The organism is Myxococcales bacterium, assembly GCA_016706225.1.
In the GTDB taxonomy this organism is placed as follows: domain Bacteria; phylum Myxococcota_A; class Polyangia; order Polyangiales; family Polyangiaceae; genus JADJKB01.
The window spans coordinates 604207-622282 of the sequence record JADJKB010000025.1 but is presented as its reverse complement, the minus strand read 5'-3'; the positions used below and the strand labels follow the sequence as shown (position 1 = coordinate 622282).

The window sequence follows — 18076 nt, the reverse complement described above, 5'->3', positions numbered from 1 at the left end:
CCCCAACGAATCCGAGTCACCCATCGTGTCGTCTCTCGCTGACGCTCTCTCCACATTGTCCGATCGCGGCCTCCGGCGCCTGCTCGGTGCGCGAACCTTCTTGCGCGGCCTCGACTACGAAAAACGCAAAGTCGTCGAAGAGGTCGGCGTCAACGAGGCCACCGCCACCGGCCGCGTGAAGGGTTCGGACCCCGAACCCTACGAGGTCACCATCCGGCTGGGCGGCGAAGGCATTACGTCGCACTGCACTTGCCCGGCGTTCCAGAAGACCGGGCAGCACTGCAAACACGTCGCTGCGCTCCTGATCACGGTACGCAACCAGGCGCGCTGCGCTGCCAAGACGCGAACCCCAGCAACAGAGCGCGCAGCAGCCCTCGACGAACAATGCCGCCAACTCCGCGCAGAATCAGCCCGGCGACAGCAAATCGAGCCGGCGGCGTGATCGCCGGCGGCGGGCGCAGCAGCAGCAGCACGTCGTGCCGCCGGGCTTTTCCCCGCCTCCCTCCCCGGACGCGAGCGCCCGGGCCACGGGGCTCGGCGCGTGGCTAGCCCCCGAAGGCACCCCGCGCCCTCAGAACCTCGAGTTCCGCGTGCACGTTCGGCAAGGTGGCCTCACCGTCACCGTGCTCGACACCGAGGCGCGCGTGCCGCTCTTGCCCAGCGTGGCGTTGAACTGGCAGGCGCTCACCCCCACCGCGGACCGAGCCGCGCTGCGTGTGCTCTGCCGGTTCGAGAGCGGCAACCCCCGGCATCCTGCGGTGGACATTCGCGGGGAGGACGCCGCGGAGCTCCTGCCGCTGCTCAAAGATCGGCGTGTGCTGCTCGAGCCCGCGCTGATGCAGCTCCGCTTCGGCAACGAAGCGCTGAAGGCGCGCTTCGATCTGGAGATGGTCGGCGCCGACACCATCGTCGCGAAGTGCACGTTCGAACGCCCAGGCGACGGGCGGCGGTTTGCGCTCACCAGCGGCGGTTGGTTCGAGGGCGCGCCGGGTTGGCACATCGACATCAATGAGGGGGTTGCGCGCCCGATCGATCATCGGGTCTCGCCGGCCGCCCTGCGCCGCCTGCTCCGCAGCCCCACGATTGCGGAGCCGGCCAACGAGTTGATCAACCTGATCGTGCAGGGCTTGCCGCGCGTGGCGGGCGAAATCGGCGCCGAGTTGCCCGATCTCTCACAGGTCGCGGACGTCATCGATCTCGCGCCCACGTTCCGTCTGCGCGCCGGCGGCGGTATCACAGAGGCTCAGGTCTACCTGAAGGCGGCCTACCGCGACCTCGAGGTCGAGGTGCGCGCGGACGGCATTTCACCACCGATCATGGTGCTGCCGCCCGTCGAGGGGCAGAAGCGCGCGACCTGCATCCGAACCGACATCGCGGGCCAGCAAGATGCAGTGCAGCGCCTGCTCGATCTCGGCCTCTTGCCCGACGAGAGTGGCGAGGTGTTCATCGCGGCCGGCCAGAAGGCCATTCAGTTCTGGTCGGATGGCGTCGCTCAGCTGCCCGAAGACTGGGATCTCTACGTGCCGGAAGAGCTCGTCGGAACGACGGTGCGCGCCAACCCGGTGACGATGAACGCACGGGTCTCGAGCGGCGTGGACTGGCTGGCGGTGAAGGTCATCTACGAGAGTGATGGCGTGGGGGTGGACCGCGACGAGCTGGTTCGCTGCCTGCGCGAAGGCAAGAAGTACGTCCGCCTCTCGGACAATACCTACGCCGAGATCGACCCGGACAAGGTGCAGGCGATGATCGACCGCGAGATCGAGCTGCTGTCCGCCGCGGGAAAGAACGGCAAGGTTCCGCTCTCACAGGCTGGCCGCATCCAGGAGCTGCTGGAGCACGCTACTGACGTCAACGTGGCGCCCGGCGCCAAGGCACTGTTCGAACGCCTCGCCGGCATCGACGAGATCAAGGCCGCCAAAAAGCCAAGAACGCTCAAGGCGGTCCTGCGCCCGTATCAGGAACAAGGCCTGTCGTGGCTGCGTTTCATCCACGAGATCGGCTCGGGTGGCGTGCTCGCCGACGACATGGGTCTCGGCAAGACCGTTCAGACCATCGCGCTCTTGCTGTCCCTCAAACAGGAGAAGAAGGAGCAACCTCTTCGCGCGCTGATCGTCGCGCCCACCAGCGTGGTCCCCAACTGGATCCGCGAGATCGAGCGCTTCGGACCCGCGCTCACCACCGCGCTCTGGCACGGCGCGGGGCGAAAAGACCAGATGGACGAGCTGGAGAGCGCCAACGTCATCATCACGAGCTACGCCTTGCTCCGGCGGGACATCGATCTCTTGAAGAAGCTCGACCTCGACTACGCGATCCTGGACGAGGCACAGAACATCAAGAACCCGATGTCCGCCACCGCCGCCGCAGCACGCGACCTGGGCGCCAAGCGGCGACTGGCTCACCGGTACCCCGATCGAGAACCGGCTCAGCGAAATCTGGAGCATCTTCGATTTCGTCAGTCCCGGTCTGCTCGGGCCGCTGAACAAGTTCGAAGAGCGCTACGCAAAACCCATCGACCAGGGTGACTCGAAGGCTGCGGTGCGGCTCCGCGCCACCATCCACCCATTCATCCTCCGGCGCACGAAGCTGGAGGTCGCCAAGGACCTTCCGCCGAAGATCGAGATCGACAAGGTCGTCGACCTTCCGCCGGACCAGCGCGCGATCTACGTCCAGGTGTTGCGCGAAGTTCGCGCGCAGGTCCTGGGAGAAGTGGAGCGCGTCGGCGTTGCCAAGAGCCAGCTTCACATTCTGGCGGGGCTCACCAAGCTGCGCCAAGCCGCATGTGATCCGCGGCTACTCGGACTTCCGCGCCAGTTCTCCCACGACGACAGCGGCAAACTCGCGGCTCTCCGCGAGCTGGTCGAGGAGGTCGACAGCGGCGGCCACAAGGTGCTGATCTTCAGCCAGTTCGTCAGCATGCTGAAGCTGGTGAAAGAGGCGCTCGACGAGGACAAGATCCGCTACGAGTACCTCGACGGCAGCACCGTCGATCGCTCGGAGCGGATCGACAATTTCCAGAACGATCCGACGATTCCTGTGTTCCTCATCAGCCTCAAGGCCGGCGGCTCCGGCTTGAACCTGACCGCCGCCGACACGGTGATCCACTTCGATCCGTGGTGGAACCCCGCGGTCGAGGATCAGGCATCCGACCGGGCGCACCGGATCGGTCAGAAGAAGGTCGTGACCGTCTACCGGTTGGTGGCGGCCGGCACGATTGAAGAGAAGATCCTGCAGCTGAAGCAGAAAAAGAAGGACCTGGTCTCCGTCGTTTTGACCGAGGACAGCGGTGGCGCCAAGAAGCTCACCAAGGACGACATCGACGATCTGTTCCGGCTCGACTGAACGCCCAAACGAAAAGGGCGCGCACGATCTCTCGTACGCGCCCTGGTCTTGGCTCGTTTCGGAGCCGCGCTGAACTCAGATGTCGCCGGTCTGCGGGACCTGACAGCCTGCGCCCTGCTTGTAGTCGACGCCGCACGGCCCGTTGGCCGTCACGCAACACTTCACCGCCGGCGCAGCCGGGGTCGGGCAGGTCTGCGGGTTGCAGGTGCCCGTGCTACCGCCAGTGCCGCCGCCACCGGTGCCGCCGGTCGTGCCGCCGCCGCCGCCAGCGCCGCCGCCGCCAGTCGTCACGCCGCCGCTACCGCCGCCACTCGGGAAGCCCCCGCTGGCACCACTGCCGCTGGAGCCACCGCCACCCTTGTCGGGCTGGGCGTCCAACTTACCGCCGGACCCACCGGTGAACACGCTGTCGTTCTCGTCGCTGGAAGCGCAAGAGGAGGTCGTGATCAATGGCATGCCGACGAACGCTGTAAAGCAAACTCCGATGACGCGGGCGAGACTCGACCTCACGTGGGCCTCCTTGAAGCAATGCACGAACCCGAGCGACTGACTCGAGCTTACGGAAGTGTACATCACAGCAGGCAGCCCGGCGAGAAAACTTCCGGGCTGCCCCACCGCCGCCGGGTCGGACCGTGGCAGGATCCCCAGCCGGATGAGCGCAAAGCCCCCTCCCCCGGTGGCCGAGGCACGTCGACTGACGACCTTCGGCCTCGCCCTGCTGCTGGGGTTGGTCGGTGTTTTCGCGGCGTTCGCGGTCCCCCGGCTGACCAACAACGCCATCGGAGACGTGGAGTTCAGCGGCTGGTCCGGCCCCATCGCCCGCTACTTCTTCTCCGGGCAGCGCCCCTACATCGACTTTGTCCTGCCCATCCCGCCGGGGAGCATGCTGCTCTTGGCGGCGCTCCGTCACCTCGGCGGCGAGGCGCGCCTGCTCGACGAGCTGGGGCTGATCGCGGTCTGCCAGATCGCAATGGCCCTGCTCGGCTACACGATCACCCGGCCCTTCACCACCCGCGAGAACGCTCTGCTCGTTGCATTTGCTTCCGCGGTGGTGCTGTTCCGCGGGTTGAAAGAGTGCGCGTACGACCAGACTGCTGCGCTCGTTGTCTGGACCAGCGTTGCCTTCGGCGCGCGTGCCCTCACCCATGCCCGGGACCGGACGCGAAAGAACGCCTGGGTGATGGCCGGCGCCCTCGCCGCCATCACGGTGTTCTTCAAACAGAGCACCGCGGTCGGAGCACTCCTGGGTTTTCCGTGCGTGTTCGTCTACCGCCTGCTGTTTGCCCGAGTCGAGCGACGAACGGTCAAGCGAGAAACCCTCGCCTGGTGCCTGGGTGTCGGCGTTGGCCTCGCTTGCGTCGGGGCGGCGCTCGTCCTCATCGACAGCTCGCCCTTGGCGTTTTATCGCGCGGCCTTCGCGGACGGCCCCGCGCTGAAAGGCGGCAGCCGTTCGGTGATGGCAAACCTGGGACACTACGTGCTGGGCGCGCCGGCCTACCCCGCGTCCCTGCTGCTCACGGTCGCCATCGCGTTCGTGCTGGTCCGACTCGTGCGCAGCCCCGACGGCCTGCACCTCGGAGCGCACGACACGGAGCAAACCCTCACCCGCCGGCGCGCGGCCCTGGTGTTCGGCTTCGCGACGCTCGCGTTCGGGACGGCGACCGCGCTCCTGGCGGCCCACGTCCGCAGCCTGCCGCCAGCGCTCGCCTACTGGACCGAGCAGCTACGGCTGGTGCCGAATTTCGGGCTCTTTTTCCTGGCCCTCAGCTTCGTCGCGCATTTGAACCGCCCCGAGCGGTTGGACGCGAACGAGAGCCAACGACACAGCAGGGGGCACGCCCTCAATTGCATCGCGGCCATCGCGCTCTCGATTGCCCTCGCGCACAACCTGTCGTCCCCCGAGTTTCGTCCGTTCTACGATCCCAACCCGATCATTCCGGTCGCCCTCGCGTTCCTGTTCATGGCGTTCGATCAGGCCGGCCTGCCGCGGGCCAAGCTCGGCGTGTTCTGCCTCGCCCTGGCGGCGCTGTTCTCCCCCAAGCTAGATCGCATGCTCGCGGCAGACACCGCCATCGGCCCCGGAGGCAACTGGGGCGGGCTGTTCGTCCGGGAGTCGGCCCTGCCGATCGTGAAGGCGGCGCTCCGCGCACGGGAGCTCACCCGCGAGACGGACACCGTGCTGGTCTTGCCCGAGGACCTGGAGATCGCGGCCCTGATCGGGCGCCCCCGGCCAAAACTGCGGGGGGCGGTGGTGTTCGTCGATCAGTATGCGCCGCGCCTGCTGGAAGCGGACCTCGCGGAGCTCGAACGCCATCTGCCGCGGGTCGTCGTCATCCGCCCTGCCGAGCGCGAGCTCTGGGCAATCGTGTTCGCCCACTGGAACAGCAACAGCGCCGCGGGCAGCGTGGTGAAGCGCTTCCTCGACGACTGGCTACCTCGCCACTATCGGCGCGATTCGAGCTATCGGACACCCTACGGGCAACACATGGGCACCCTCGAACTGTGGGTCCGAACCGACCCCGGCGACTGAGCCCCGCAGCACAGGGTGAAATCGAAGAAGCAGAGATTTTACAGGAAGGCGGAAGACGAGAGATTTGAATTCGAGCAGAGCAGAGCAGAGCAGAGCAGAGCAGAGCAGAGCAGAGCAGAGCAGAGCAGAGCAGAGCAGAGCAGAGCGCCTTGCTCTGAGTCGTTTTGAATCTCGGCCCTTCCGCCTTCCTGTAACTCTCTCCGACTGATCAGCAGCGCAGAGCAGAGCGTCTTGCTGAGTGTCGTTTTGAATCTCGGGCCTTCTGGCGTCCTGTAATTGACGCGGACCGACCACACAGCGTCAGCGGCGCATGGACACACTCATCAGGAGCCCCAAACCGATCAACATCGTGACGACGCTGGAGCCGCCGTAGGAAAACAGCGGCAGCGTGATCCCGACCACCGGCAAGATGCCGACGGCCATGCCGATGTTGAACACGGTGTGCCAGAAGAACAGAGCGCCGACACCAACGGCCACCGCGGCACCGAATCGATCCTTGGACTGCGAGGCGACGTGCACCGCCCAGATGCACACGAAACAATAGGTCGCGAGCAGGAGCACGGAGCCCAGGAGCCCCCAGTCTTCGGCAAACACGGCGAATGGGAAATCCGAGACCTGATCGGGCACGAACCCAAACTGGTTCTGCGTGCCCTGCATGAACCCCTCGCCACTCAGCCCCCCGTTGCCGATGGCGGTTCGCGACTGGAAGGCGTGCCAGCCGATGCCGGTCTTGTCGTGCTCGGGGTCGAGGAAGCTGGTGATGCGGTTCTTCTGGTAGTCCCGGAGCACGTACTTCCACGCCAGCGGGATCGATGTGCCGGCAGCCACCACCAACGTCACGACGCTCTGCGTGCGGACCTTGGTCATCGCCAACATGCTGGCCGCCGTCAGCAAGTAGATGAGTGACGTCCCCAGATCGGGCTGCGCCATCACCAACACGACCGGCAGGGCGACCAGCCCCGCCGCCGGGGCCAGATCGATCAGCGTGCGCGGTTCGGTCTTCGGATCGTCGTGCAGGTACTTGGCGACCACCAAGATGATCAGGATCTTGATGAACTCGCTGGGCTGAAAATTGAAGCTGCCGATCTGGATCCAGCGTGAAGACCCCCGGATGTCGGCACCCAGGACGAACACCAGCCCGAGGGAGATGATCCCACCGACGTAGAAGAAGTAGGCGAGGCGCTCGAAGTGCCGGTAGTCGACCGCCGCGACCACGAGCGCCAGGAGTCCCCCCACGACGAACCAGTAGACCTGCGAGACGTAGATGTCGGCCAGGGCCGCGCGCCGGCCGGCGTCGACGTACACGCTGGTCGCGCTGTAGAGATTGACCACGCCCATGGTGGCCACCGCCACGATGACCAAGAGCAGCGGCATGTCGATCTGCGTGCCGCCTCGAAACGAGACCCGGTCACCGCGTGCCATCTGGATCACCCTTTTTCGAAGGCGGTCGGCGCGCCGAGGCGCGGGCCGTCGCGCGCTTCTCTTTGAGTTTGTCCCAGTCGCGCACCAGGCGGGAGCCGATTGGCACGGCGTTCTTGCCGCCGGCCCCGCCGTGCTCGACCAGCACGACGAAGGCGATCTCTGGCGAGCGCGCGGGCGCGTAACCGGCGAACCAGGCGTGGTCGCGGTTGAAATACCAGACCTTACCGGGATCGACACCACGCGGCGTCACGTGACTCACCTGCGCGGTGCCGGTCTTTCCGGCCATGTCCGTGCCGGGCAGAGTCTCGTGGTAAGCCGTCCCCTCGCGCTCGACGACGACCCCCGTCAGCCCTGCTTTCACGCTCGTGAGGTTGCTCTCCGAGACGCTTACCATGCGACGAACCCGCGGCGGGAACTCCTGCACCACGGTGCCGTCGCTGGTCTCGATGCTGCGCACGACCTGTGGCTGATACAACGTGCCGCCGTTGGCGAGGGCCCCGTACGCCAGCGCGAGCTGCAGCGCAGTCACGGTCGCGGCTCCCTGACCGATGGAGGCCAGCAGGGTGAAACCGCCACGGAACGCACCCTTGTAGCGTCGGGTGTACCAAGCGCGGGTGGGCATGCGGCCGCGCGCCTCCGGGTTCACACCGATGCCGGTCTTGACCCCGAAGCCGAAGTCCATCCCGATCCTGGCGAGGCTGTCGATCTGGATGTTCTCACCCACGTGGTAGAAATACGTGTTGCACGAGCGGACGATGGCCTCGTGCAGCCCGACGGTTCCGTGCACGCCGGTGCAGCGGAAGAAGCGCCGACCGTATTCGTAGCCGCCGCGACAGTCGAAGCGAGTGTTCGGTGTGATCACGCCCTCGGCGAGCGCAGCCAGGGCGGAGAATGGTTTGTAGGTCGACCCAGGCGGATACGCAGCGGAGATGGTCTTGTCCAATGTCGGGCGAAGCGGGTCTGCGTACAGCCGCCGAAAGCTGTCTCGCACCGCGCGCAGGCCGCTGCCGCCCGAGACGATGTTGGGGTCGAAGCTCGGCTTGGACACCGCAGCCAGCAAGCGGCCGGTTCGCACATCGATCACCACGACCGCGCCAGCCAGCTGGCCACGCATGGCTTTTTCGATGGCCCGTTCGAGCTCGATGTCGACCGTGAGCGAAACGTCCCGCCCAGGCACGGGCTCGAGCCGCCGCGGCTCTTCGAGGTACTTGGGTTCGAGGTCCTCTCGAGCCGCGCGTTTGTTGATGCCACGCAGCACCTTGCGCCACCCTCGCTGACCCCTCAGGTAACTCTCCCAGCGCCGCTCGACACCCACCGCGCCCAGCTGATCCCCCGCGCGGTAGCCCCGCCCCTCGTAGCGGGCCAACGTGTCCGGGTCGATCTCGCGCATGTATCCGATCAGATGAGCGCCGAGCTCGCCATGCGGGTAATAACGCACCGGGACCGGCACCACCTCGACGCCCTTGAGGTCATCCTCGTGGGTCTTCAACGCCGCCACGACGTCGCGATCGACGTCCACCCGTAGCAGGGTCTGCTGACTGGGCCGCGTTCCTTCGGCGGCGCGCGCGTCCATGAGCTTCTTGGTGAGCTCCTCTCTCTCGCCGTCGTCGAGGGCCATCAGCTGCATCACGCGCGGCCAGGTCTTCTCCATGTCGACCTGCTCCGGTACCGCATACACGTTGTACGAGGGACGGTTGGCCGCGAGCACCTTCCCGAAAGCGTCCCGGATCACACCGCGGGTCGTCGCCAGCGAGAGCTCGCCGATGATGTTCTTGCGGGCCTGCGCCCGGTGCAGATCCCCCTCCAGCACCTGCAGCTGCAAGAGGCGGCCGAACAGCGCGAGAAATCCGGCCAGAATCACCAGCACCATCCAACGGTAACGCCGCCGGAATTCCCCCACGTCCGAACGCTGGACGAGGATGGTCACCGCTGCGTCCCCTCGGCGCTGCCGTGCACCGGTTGTGTGCTCTGGTGCAGGCGCTGAGCGATGTAGAAGACAAGCGGGGCAAACAGCGCGGTGGCGACTGCGCGCGGAAAGACGATGCGGCCGATCTCGAGCGGGCGTCGCGTGTCGGCACCAAAAACGGCGAGCAGGATCAAGACGATGCCGGCCTCGATCAGGGCAAACACGAAACCCAGCGACATCCGCGTCACGAAGGTCTGTGCCGTGAGCCGAACCCCAGCCATGCGGCTCAACCACCAGATGGCCACCGTCACGAAGGTGAACAGCCACATCGGCGCGGAACCCACGATGTCGAGGAAGTAGCCGAGGGCAAAGGCGAGCAACGCGCCCCGCGCCATCGAGCTCTCGTGCACGCCCAGGAAGATGATCAACGGCAGGATCAGGCTCGGCGTCGCGCCATTGACGTGCAGCCAGCCCAGCAGTCGGTACAGGTTGGCCTGAATCAGGATCAGGACAATGCCTATGGCGAGGAAGGCGGCGTTGCGCATGTCCGCCTCAAAGCTTTGCCCGGGGACGGCGCTGGCTCCCGCCCTTCGCCTCGCAGTCCTTGGAGTCGGAGAGCACGATCAGCACCTCTTCGAGACGCGAGAAGTCCACCGTCGGCTCGGCGTCGACGCTCTGGTACATGCCGAAGTCGCGCTTCACGACCTTGTTCACCCGCGCCACCGGCACACCCTTGGGGAACCGACAGCCAACCCCGCTGGTCAGGAGCACGTCACCGACGTCGACCTCGTCGCTGCGCTGCACGTACTCGACGCGTACGCCGTAACGGCTGCGATCGCCGATGCCGCGCACGAAGCCCCGAGCGCCGGTCCGCTCCACGACCACGTCGACCCCGAACCCGCTGTCGACGGTCAGCTCCACATCGACCTTGTCGCCGGCCACCCGCAGCACGGTGCCAACGGTGCCGTCGAACGACAGCACCGGCATGCCGGGTTTCACCTGCACCCCCGGGTTGTCGAGCGTGACGTGGGCCACACGGAAGAACTCCGTGGCGTCCTTGCCGATCACGACGGCGCTAGCCGTCTCCGAGCTGATGGTGTCGCGCAGGTTCAGCAGACGCCGCAAGCGTACGTTCTCGGCCTCGGCGCTCTTCAGCTGGCGCACCTCGGAGCGCAGGCGCGCGTTTTCGTAGGCCAGCTTGTCGTTGTCCTTCTTCACGTCCACCAGGTAGACGTAGTCGCCGAACAAACCGGAGACACCGCGGGCCAGGGCCGCGGACACGTACTCGAGCGGTGCAGCCACACGCATGATGGCGCGGTCCACCACGCTCATGTCTTCTGGACGGCGGATGCTGGCGCGGAGAAAGAAGAACGGCACCGCGAGCAGGAGCACCACGATCAGGATGTCGCGGTAGCGGCGAAACGAGCTCACTTCGGCCTCCTCGAGCTGCGAATACGGCTCGTGACGATCAACCGATCGTCACTTCTTTCAACAGCTCGATGTGATCGAGGGTCTTGCCGCTGCCGAGCACGACGGCGCTGATTGGATCGTCGGCCACCATCACGGGAAGCCCGGTTTCGTCGCGCAATAGTACGTCGATGTTCTTGAGCAGCGCCCCGCCGCCGGTCAGCACCACACCCTTGTCGACGATGTCCGCGGCCAGCTCCGGCGGCGTTCGCTCGAGGGCAACGAGCACGGCCTCGACGATGGCGTTGATGGGCTCGGCCAGTGCCTCGCGGATCTCGTCGGAGTTCACGACCACCGTCTTGGGGATACCCGCCACCATGTCTCGACCCTTCACCTCCATGGTGAGCTGCTGGTCGAGCGGGTAGGCGTTGCCGATGGTGATCTTGATGCGTTCGGCGGACTGCTCACCGATCGCGAGGTTGTACTTCCGCTTCATGTACGCGACGATCGCCTCGTCCATCTTGTCGCCGCCGACGCGCACACTTTGGGAGTAGACGATGCCCGCGAGGGAGATCACCGCGACCTCGGTGGTGCCGCCGCCGATGTCCACGACCATGTTGCCGCTCGGCTCGGTGATGGGCAGGCCGGCGCCGATCGCAGCGGCCATCGGCTCTTCGATCAGATACACCTCGCGGGCGCCGGCACTCTCGGCGCTCTCCTTGACGGCCCGCTTCTCGACCTCGGTGATGCCGAAGGGCACACAGATGATGATGCGGGGTTTGACCAGCGTCCGGCGGTTGTGGGCCCGAGCGATGAAATATCGCAACATCGCCTCGGTGATCTCGAAGTCCGCGATGACACCATCGCGGAGCGGCCGGATGGCCTGAATGTTCCCTGGAGTGCGGCCGAGCATCTCTTTGGCCTCGCGGCCGACAGCCAGGACCTTCTTGTCACCCCGGGCGTCCCTCTGCACCGCAACGACGCTGGGCTCACAGCTGACGATGCCTTTACCCTTCACGTAGATGAGCGTCGTCGCCGTCCCCAGATCGATGGCGAGGTCGTTCGAGAACAGGCCGTAGAGCCAGTCGAAAATCATCGGTTTCTCTCGGGAGGACGCGGACGGGAATGTCCCACCCGGACCTCCCTACACGAGGGGAATCGGGGCACCGTACGTAGCACGGTCGGAACTCGCGGTGCAATCGCCCATGATTGAAGCGACGGCCCGCCGGCCGGCACACTCGACGGCCTGGTTTTTGCGGCGAACCGCAACGTCCGGGGCCTCGTTGACCGGACCGGAGTCGAGGCATGAGACCAGGGTTTGGCCGGCAGAAGGGGTGGCGAGGCCCGGAACGACCTCAGTCGTCGTCCCAGTCTTTCCAGTCCTTCTTGTTTTCGCGGCCCTTCTTGGCGCCGCCCTGATCGAGCTTACCCTTCTTCTTTTTCTTCTTGTCCCAGTCGGTAGCGGGCCCGGGGGGAGGGCCTGCCCGACGTTCGCCCCCGCCCCTGCCGAGCTCCGGTGGGGGACCTGGCGCGAAGTCAGGGTAGCCACCTCCGCCGCTTGGCGGTCCGCTGCGCGGCGGGCCGCCGCCGTATCCGCCGCCGCCATAGCTCGGCCGGTCGCCGCCGGGCGCGCCCGGCGGCCGGTCGCCGCGCGGATGAGCGATGTTCACCATCAACGCGCGGCCTTTCATCTCCACACCGCGCAGCGCAGTGATGGCCGCGTTCGCAGCCTCGGCGCTGCCCATGGTGACGAAGCCAAAACCGCGCATCCGTCCATCCGGCCCAACCGGCAGGTGAATGCGCACAACGGGCGTGACGCCGACTTCGTTGAACACCGTCTCGAGATCGGTCTGCGCGGCGTCGTAAGGGAGATTCCCCACGTACAGCGTGCGATCTCCGGTGTTTCCGCTGGCCGGCCCAGGCGCGACGCTGGTGGCATCACGCCGCGGCGGCTCCGACTGGAATGGACGCACGGATATGGAGCGGCCCTCCTGCAGCGACCCATCGAGCTGGTCGCGCGCGGCGGCTGCTTGTTCGGACGTCGCGAGGGTGACGAACCCGAAGCCCCTTGGGCGTCCGGTGTCACGGTGCTTTGGCAGCGTCACGTTGACGACCGTTCCACCGGTCGCCTCGAAGAGCTGCCGCAGCACGTCCTCGGTCATGGAATCCGGCAAGCCCGCAATAAAGAGCTTGCGCTCATCCTCGGTCGACATGCTTCGCGATCCTCGTTCAGCCCTTTCTAGGAGTTCCCCTCGAACAGACACCGTTCGACGAGCTGGGGGCACGATATCGTCCGCTAGTCGCAGGTTCAAGTCACGACTTGCCCAATCGCGCGTTCGAGACAACGGGCCGCACCGCAGGGCAGCGGAAGGCCGACACCCCGGCGCCCAGCTGGGTTATAGCTCTGGCGACCCGTGAAGCTCCGAGTCCTCGTCAACCCGAAAGCCGGCGCGGGGGTCGCTTCCCGCAAGATCCCGGAGATTTCCCGCGCACTGGACCAGGCCGACCTGCCGCACGATGTGCGGGAGACCCGAGGGCCGGGCGATGCCCGGAGGCTGCTCGACCAGGCTCGAATGGAGGGTGTGACCTGCGTCGCCGTCGTGGGTGGCGACGGAACAATCAACGAGGTCAGCCAGGCCTACATCGACCGGGAGGGCAACCCCGTCCCGGGTCCGGAGCTCGCGCTCGTCCCCGCTGGGACCGGCGGCGACTTTCGGAAGACCTTCGGGCTGACCGATGGCGTGGCCGAGGCGGTCCAAAGAATTCGTGATGCAGCGCCGCGCCCCCTCGACCTGGGCGTGCTGCATCTGATCGCCGACGATGGTGCGCCCGTCGTGCGTGCGTTCTTGAACATCACGAGCTTTGGCATCGGCGGCCTGACCGACCGCATCGTCAACAACACGCCCAAGTGGATGGGCGGCCGCGCGGCGTTCTACACCGGGACACTGCGGGCGATGGTCGCGTATCGAAATGCGCCGGTACGCGTGCTCGTGGACGGCGAGCCGTTCCACGAAGGGCCGATCTTCAACGTCGCCATCGCGAACGGGCGCTTCTTCGGCGGCGGCATGCAGATCGCGCCGGATGCCGACCCCTCCGACGGCCTGTTCGATGTCGTGGTGCTCGGCGACCTGAATCCGCTCGAGACCCTGGGGCTGTCGTCCGCGATCTACCAGGGCAAACACCTGGGCCGAAACAAGGTTCACTTCATCCGCGGTGCGCGGGTCGAAGCGGAACCGCTCCGCAGCAGGAGCCCGGTGCTCATCGACATGGACGGAGAGACGCCGGGGCGGCTCGCACTCAGCGCGAACATCGCCAAGGGCGCACTCACGATTCGGGCGTGACCGCCTCGGGCGCTTCCGGCTCCGCCTCGGAGGGCGCTGGGTCAGGCGGCCGAAGCGGAGTCCTGAGGGCGCGCCAGAGCACGACGGCGCCGGCGGTGAACAACAGAAACGCCCCCCACTGCGCGGGCGTGAGCCCGAAATAGCGCGCGTCCGCCGTCACTCCCTGGCGGATCCGCAGGAAGTCCAGACCGAAGCGGATTGGCGAGTAGGCCACACACATGCTCCCCAGGTAGAACCCCCAGGGGCGCGGTTTTCTCTGCAGGTACAGGAAGCCGAGGGCGAGCGGGACCGTGAGCACCATTTCGATCAGGCCCAGGTCGAGGCGTCCACCATCCGGGTAACGCACCGCGAGCCACAGGTTGCTCGCGATCCCGGGGTGATCGTGCGCGACGCTGCAACCCAGACGCCCGAACCACCAGCCGACCGGAAAACAGCTGGCAACGACGTCCGCATAGTGGAGCGCCTTCTGTTTGTGGATGACCTTCCACACCACGAGGCCGATGGTCGCGCCGGCAAACCCGCCGAAGCTGCTGAGCCCTTCCCAGAGCCGGATCAGCGAGAGCGGGTCGGCCATGATCCGCTCCGGGAAATAGAAGATGGTGTCGAAGACGTGACCGCCGAGAAATCCGATGCCACCGCACCACATCATGAAGCTCATGAGCTTCTTGTCGTCGAGCCCGCGGCGCTTGCCGTGTTTGATCATCAGGTAGGAGGCGACGTACACCCCGATGGCGACCAGCGTGCCGAAGGGTTTGAACGAGAACGGCGCCGGCGGAAAAGTACCTCCGAAAAAACCCTGCGGGATCAGCTCGAAATCGGGCAGCTGAATGAAGGGGATGCGCGGCTCGCCGATCATGGAACAGTCCTCGGGATGGGTTCGACCACCAGCTCGTCATCGACGTCGGGCGTGGGGGCGGCCAGCATTTGCACGCGCACACCGCGGCACTCGCGGGCAAGCACCACCGGGCTCACCGCCTCACGCTGGCATTCGTTCGGCGCATAACTCGTGCCCAGCGCCGATTCGACGATCTGAACGGCACGGGCGATGGCGTAGGTTCGGGCCTGGGCATCGTCGGGGCGAACTGGGACACGTTCCGATGCTTCGTACAAGCGATTCCAGAGCTCCGGACCCGCGAGCCGAGCCTTCACGACCGTGCCGCGATAGAGCACGAGCTCGACGTCGAACACCATCTTGCGGGTAGCAAGGCGCCGCGATTCGGGGATGGAATACGACAAGATCACGCTCTTCAGGCAGCGCTCGTCGGCGCAGCGCGCCGCGGGCGCCTCGACCCGATAATGGTGGATCAGCTCGTGGTGCAGCTCGCTGGTGGGCTTTCCAAAGCTCGTGACGCCAGACAGGCTGGCGCTCCACTCGGCGATGGCTCGGACGGCCACCTTCCTCGACTGGTCGGCATCGGCGAGCCGCTGTTCGACTCCAAGCGCGTCCTCGAGCACCTCGGCGTCGCGCTGGCGCGTGGCGCGGCGGCTCGAGCGAAGCTCGTTGATCCGCTCGGCTGCGAGCTTGCCGTGGGGACCGTCGGGCAGCGTGCCGAGATAACGCTCGAGCGCGGGGACCGAATCGCGGGCGCGCTCGTAATAGAGCGGCTCGGCCCGGTCGAACCAGCTCTTCACCTGATCACGCCAGCGGCCGTCGGGCACCTGCTCCAGGTACTCGAAGCTCGCCCGGAGGCGCGCCTCGCTGGTCTCGGCGGTGCGGGTGCGCCGGAACTTGTCGTAGTCGACCGGATCGGCGGTCAACGCCTCGGACGCCGCACCGCAGCCGAGCGAGAGCCCTGCCAGAAGCACGAGCGAGCGCCTCATGGTCCTTTGTCCGGAGGGCAAAAATTACACTCGCTCGGCGCGCTGGGGGCGACGTCATCGACGTAGGTCTCGTAGTCGCCGCAGGCGGCGTAGCGGAGCGCGCGCAAACAGACCTCGCCGTCGTGAACCAGCGGGAAGCAGTCCTTGGGAAACGCGGTGGCGACGGGGAACTCGTCATCACATGCGTTGGTGCAGCTATCTGTCGCGAACCCGCACTCGTCGCAGCGGGAACAATCGATCAATTTCTTGTTGCCGAAGAAGGTCGTGGGAGACAAAAGCTCGGGGCTCTGCCCGCAGCCGCCGATGTCGCCCGGCGTGGGGGCGATGCAGAAGACGAGCAAGAGCGCGGCGACGCCGAGCTTCTCCCAGCTGGTCGGACGTGGATCTGCGGGCCTCACGGCAGCACCTCGAAGTCGATTACTGCGCCAAGCTGGAAGGATAAGATGGGGATCACCGTCAGCGCCTGATCTTGGGTCGCTGCGCCATAGAATACGTCACCGATCAGCTCCGCCGTCACCCCGAGCCCCGCGCTCACCAGAAATACTCCACCCGCTGCCAGCTCGTATCCCAGGTTCGGGTCCGGCGTCAGCACGATGGGGAGGCCTGCGCGGCCGAACAGCCAGAAGCGCGGCGGCAAGCGCTGGATCAGCAAGTAGGACGGGGTCAATACCTCCTGCGGTACGCCCTGGAGCGCGGCGGAAAAGTGCACGCTCGCGCCGTGCTGAAAACCGTCCGGTGGTCCGAACGCCACGCTGCCGGCGGCGTCCAGATAGGTCGCGGTGAGCGAGAGGGATTCGGCGTCATCGCCGAGCGGCGTGGCCAGGCGGTACGGATTGTTGAAGCGCAGCCCTCGCCCGAGCGAGAGCGCGCCCATCAGGTGCAGGTAGCTGCCGTCCACCGGCGCGAGGGCCGCCGATGGCTCTTCTTTGCGAGCGTCTTCGGCGCCCGCCACGCCGCAGGTGATCGAACATGCGACCGCCAGCAACAGCGCGCGGCGGACGTTCGGCTCAGGCACACGCACGTTCGACGTCGTCGACACTGCGCGGGACGTCGGACGTGAGTACGCTCGGGCCTTCACTCGAGACCAAGACGTCGTCCTCGATGCGGACGCCGATGCCGCGATACTGTTCGGGTACGCCTTCCGCATTTTCGGCTACGTAGATGCCCGGCTCTACCGTGATCACCACACCCGTGTCGAGTGGGCGTGCCTTGCCGGCGACGAAGTAGCGGCCGACATCGTGTACGTCCATGCCCAGGTAGTGGCTGGTCCGGTGCATGAAGAACTTCTTGTAAGTCTGCTTTTCGAGCACCTGCTCCAGCGGCCCCTCGAGCAGCCCGAGCTGGACCAAGCCCCGCGCGATGACCTGAACGCTGGCATCGTGGATCTGCTCCAGCGTCGCGCCGGGTCGGGTGGCATCGATGCTGGCGCGCTGCGCCTCCAGCACGAGCTCGTAGATGGCCCGCTGCGGAGCGCTGAACTTTCCCGCGATCGGGAAGGTGCGGGTGACATCGGAGGCGTAGTAGCCGTATTCACAGCCGGCATCGACCAGCAACAGATCGCCAGCCACCATCTTGCGATCGTTCTTGCGATAGTGCAGCACGGTGGCGTTGGGCCCCGAGCCGACGATGGACCCGTACGCAGGTCGCTCCGAGCCGTGCCGCCGGAACACCGCCGAGATCTCCGCTTCGACCTCGTACTCGTACACGCCGGGCTTGGCCTTGGCCATCGCCGCCAGGTGCGCGTCACGGGTGATCTCCGCCGCGCGACGCATGAGGCTGAGCTCGTCGCGGGCCTTCACCCGACGCAGCTCGTGGATGATTGTCGCCGGGTCCACGATCTCTACGGGCCACGAGACACCGAGCTTGGCCCGGGCGCGCACGCGATCGATGGCCGACAGTACCACTTCGTCGAAGCTCCGCTCGAGACCGAGCCGGTAGTACAGCCGCTCGCTGTTCTCGAGCAGCTCGGGCAGCTTCTGAGCCAGCTCCGCGATCGGATGGGCCACGTCGGCGCCCAGATCTCTCACCGCGCCCTCGACGCCGGCGCGCGGGCCGTCCCACACCTCGCGCTCGGGATCCCGCGGACGCACGAACAAGGTCATCGGCGCGTCCTTGCCGCCGCGGAGGCAAAATACACTCTCGGGCTCGTCGAAACCGGTCAGGTAAAAGAAGTCCGAGTCCTGCCGGTATTCGTGCTCCACGTCGTTGTTGCGAATCGCAAGCGGCGCCGCGGGGAGGAGGAGGACCGCCGAACCAAGCGCGTCGAGCACGCGCCGCCGGCGCTCGCCAAAGGGGCTCATCATTCCGATA

The 18076-nt window shown here is 66.4% G+C and carries 14 protein-coding genes and 1 pseudogene; 3 read left to right on the top strand and 12 right to left on the bottom strand.

From position 1 onward, the window contains the following. Positions 1–22 precede the first annotated feature (22 nt). A pseudogene (locus IPI67_41275) lies at positions 23–3339 on the top strand (SNF2 helicase associated domain-containing protein). A 75-nt stretch (positions 3340–3414) separates the two neighbouring features. Here the strand turns inward: IPI67_41275 and IPI67_41270 are convergent. Beyond that, positions 3415–3912, bottom strand: coding sequence for a hypothetical protein (locus IPI67_41270; GenBank protein ID MBK7586607.1), 498 nt, complete (start codon positions 3910–3912; stop codon positions 3415–3417). 79 nt (positions 3913–3991) lie between these two features. Here IPI67_41270 and IPI67_41265 point away from each other — a divergent pair, with 79 nt between their 5' ends. Beyond that, complete coding sequence (locus IPI67_41265) at positions 3992–5869, top strand: hypothetical protein (protein ID MBK7586606.1); 1878 nt, start codon at positions 3992–3994, stop codon at positions 5867–5869. A gap of 300 nt (positions 5870–6169) precedes the next feature. Here IPI67_41265 and rodA read toward each other — a convergent pair whose 3' ends face one another. The 6 genes from rodA to IPI67_41235 form a co-directional block, all read right to left on the bottom strand. After that, a complete protein-coding gene (gene rodA / locus IPI67_41260; GenBank protein ID MBK7586605.1) occupies positions 6170–7291 on the bottom strand; it encodes a rod shape-determining protein RodA in 1122 nt (373 codons plus the stop codon). Further along, a complete protein-coding gene (gene mrdA, locus IPI67_41255; protein ID MBK7586604.1) occupies positions 7278–9218 on the bottom strand; it encodes a penicillin-binding protein 2 in 1941 nt (646 codons plus the stop codon). The genes rodA and mrdA overlap by 14 nt, the downstream gene beginning before the upstream one ends. Continuing rightward, positions 9215–9742 (bottom strand): hypothetical protein, encoded by a 528-nt coding sequence (locus tag IPI67_41250; GenBank protein ID MBK7586603.1) that lies wholly within the window; start codon positions 9740–9742, stop codon positions 9215–9217. Before IPI67_41250 ends, mrdA begins: the two co-directional genes overlap by 4 nt. Positions 9743–9749: 7 nt before the next feature. Continuing rightward, positions 9750–10628 carry a rod shape-determining protein MreC gene (gene mreC, locus IPI67_41245; protein ID MBK7586602.1) on the bottom strand — a complete coding sequence of 293 codons (879 nt, stop codon included), beginning with the start codon at positions 10626–10628 and terminating at the stop codon, positions 9750–9752. A gap of 37 nt (positions 10629–10665) precedes the next feature. Continuing rightward, positions 10666–11700 carry a rod shape-determining protein gene (locus tag IPI67_41240; protein MBK7586601.1) on the bottom strand — a complete coding sequence of 345 codons (1035 nt, stop codon included), beginning with the start codon at positions 11698–11700 and terminating at the stop codon, positions 10666–10668. Positions 11701–11959: 259 nt separating this feature from the next. Then, complete coding sequence (locus IPI67_41235) at positions 11960–12817, bottom strand: hypothetical protein (protein ID MBK7586600.1); 858 nt, start codon at positions 12815–12817, stop codon at positions 11960–11962. 201 nt (positions 12818–13018) lie between these two features. On the opposite strand from IPI67_41235, the gene IPI67_41230 reads away from it, so the two are divergent. Next, positions 13019–13945 carry a diacylglycerol kinase family lipid kinase gene (locus IPI67_41230; protein ID MBK7586599.1) on the top strand — a complete coding sequence of 309 codons (927 nt, stop codon included), beginning with the start codon at positions 13019–13021 and terminating at the stop codon, positions 13943–13945. Here the strand turns inward: IPI67_41230 and IPI67_41225 are convergent. From IPI67_41225 to IPI67_41205, 5 genes are read right to left on the bottom strand one after another with little or no spacing between them, the layout of a single operon-like run. Further along, on the bottom strand, positions 13929–14801 hold the full coding sequence (locus IPI67_41225) for a prolipoprotein diacylglyceryl transferase (GenBank protein ID MBK7586598.1): 873 nt from the start codon (positions 14799–14801) through the stop codon (positions 13929–13931). The genes IPI67_41230 and IPI67_41225 overlap by 17 nt on opposite strands. Next, the gene (locus IPI67_41220; GenBank protein ID MBK7586597.1) at positions 14798–15766 is read right to left on the bottom strand and encodes a hypothetical protein; all 969 of its coding nucleotides are present in this window, start codon (positions 15764–15766) and stop codon (positions 14798–14800) included. Before IPI67_41220 ends, IPI67_41225 begins: the two co-directional genes overlap by 4 nt. Then, positions 15763–16164, bottom strand: a complete 402-nt coding sequence (locus tag IPI67_41215) for a hypothetical protein (GenBank protein MBK7586596.1) — start codon at positions 16162–16164, stop codon at positions 15763–15765. The genes IPI67_41220 and IPI67_41215 overlap by 4 nt, the downstream gene beginning before the upstream one ends. Then, entirely contained in the window at positions 16161–16805 is a 645-nt protein-coding gene (locus IPI67_41210; protein ID MBK7586595.1) for a hypothetical protein, read from the bottom strand. The genes IPI67_41215 and IPI67_41210 overlap by 4 nt, the downstream gene beginning before the upstream one ends. Further along, positions 16774–18069 (bottom strand): aminopeptidase P N-terminal domain-containing protein, encoded by a 1296-nt coding sequence (locus IPI67_41205; protein ID MBK7586594.1) that lies wholly within the window; start codon positions 18067–18069, stop codon positions 16774–16776. The genes IPI67_41210 and IPI67_41205 overlap by 32 nt, the downstream gene beginning before the upstream one ends. Between the last annotated feature and the right edge of the window lie 7 nt (positions 18070–18076).